Here is a 1,583-nt window from a genome sequence, read left to right on the forward strand (position 1 = left end):
CCCACCGGGGCGATGCGATGAAGGCACTCACCGGCGCATCCCGCAGCTTCGGACCGACCCGGCTCCAATGTCCACGACGAACCAGCGTCAACTGCGCCTGGTCGCTGTGGATCCCGTACCGGGCGGTGCGGGTCGCCCGGGTGGCTCGGGATGTGGGTATTCAATGCGGGCAAACCCTCAGCAACTGGGCGCCCAGACCATAGTTGGCTAGCAACACGATTTTGGGGGAGTGGTGGATACCGTACTTGGTGTCTCGATGGCACCCACAGCGGTTCAGATGGTGCTGATCGAAGGGGAAAACGCTGACGGTGTCACCGTCGACCAAGACAACTTCGAGATCAGGGCCAACGGCGACTCAACACCGTCTGCGGGCGCCGACCGGGTAATCTCAGCGATCCTCGGTACTAGAGAAGGCGCCGCCGAGGGCGGCTACCAGTTGCTGTCGACCGGGGTGACCTATAGCGACCCACTGGACGCCGCGGCGCTGCGCGAGGCGCTGGCTAACCGCAAGATCGAGAACGTCATGCTGGTCTCGGCGTTTCTGGCGGCGGCCGCATTGGCGCAGACGGTCGGCAACGCAACCGGCTACGCGCATACCGCGCTGCTGTTCGTGCAGCCCGATACCGCGACGTTGGCCGTGGTCGACACCGCCGACGGTTCGATAGCCGATGTGCACCGACGACCGCTGCCCGAAGACGATGACGAGGCCATGGCCGAGCTGGTTCGGCTGGTTTCGGGTGCTCAAGGGCTGAACACACACCCGGATGGTGTGTTCGTCATCGGCTCTGGAGTGGATGTCCCGCTGATCAAACCGGCGCTGGAGACCGCGACATCACTTCCGGTGAACGCACCCGAGGAACCAGAGGCGGCGCTGGCGCGCGGCGCGGCGCTGGCTTCGGCGAACGCGCCGTTGTTCGCGTCGTCTACGGCAGCGCTGGCTTATGCTCAAGATCCCGATACCGGTGCGCTCGACCCGTATGCGATTGCTCCCGCCTACATTCCCGCTGCGGGTACCACCGGCCTGGGTGAGGGGGATGTCGCCTACAGCGCGGTCGCGGACGACAAACCCGACGCCTACCCCGCCGGGGGCGACAAAGACTTCCTTACCGGCGCATTCGCCGATATCAGCGCCGGTCGCCACGAGCAAGCACGCAAGTCGTTTTGGCTGCCTGGGAGCGCGTTGATAGCGGTCTTCGTTGTCGGGGTCGTGGCGCTGGTGATTGCGCTGGCGACCAGCGTCCGGCCGACGGTCGATCAGCAGCCGGGCCCCGGCCAAAACCTAGTCACCCCGACGAAGCCGGCGCCGCCAATGCCCGCAACCCCGACTCCGCCCCCCGCGGCTTCGGCTCCCGTTGCACCGGCTCCGACCCCTGCCGCTCCAGCTCCTGAGGCTCCCGAGGTTTCGGCCCCGACCCCTGCCGCTCCGGCTCCTGAGGCTTCGGCCCCGGTCCCCGCTCCGGTGCCTGTGGCTCCGATTCCCACTCGGGCGCCTGTGGCTCCGATTCCCACTCGGGCGCCTGTGGCTCCAGTTCCGGCTCCGGTGCCTGTAGCTCCGGTGCCGGTGGCTCCCCCCGCCCCGCCAC

The 1,583-nt window shown here is 67.5% G+C and carries 2 protein-coding genes; both read left to right on the top strand.

The genetic code is table 11. The features are described 5' to 3' along the window. The coding region (locus AWC17_RS33035) for a hypothetical protein (protein ID WP_208618363.1) at positions 1-203 on the top strand (203 nt) is incomplete at its 5' end. 53 nt (positions 204-256) lie between these two features. Further along, a partial coding sequence (locus AWC17_RS32550; protein ID WP_167385549.1) for a DUF7159 family protein occupies positions 257-1,583 on the top strand: 1,327 nt, incomplete at its 3' end.

This window comes from Mycobacterium nebraskense (assembly GCF_002102255.1).
GTDB classification, from domain to species: Bacteria; Actinomycetota; Actinomycetes; order Mycobacteriales; family Mycobacteriaceae; genus Mycobacterium; species Mycobacterium nebraskense.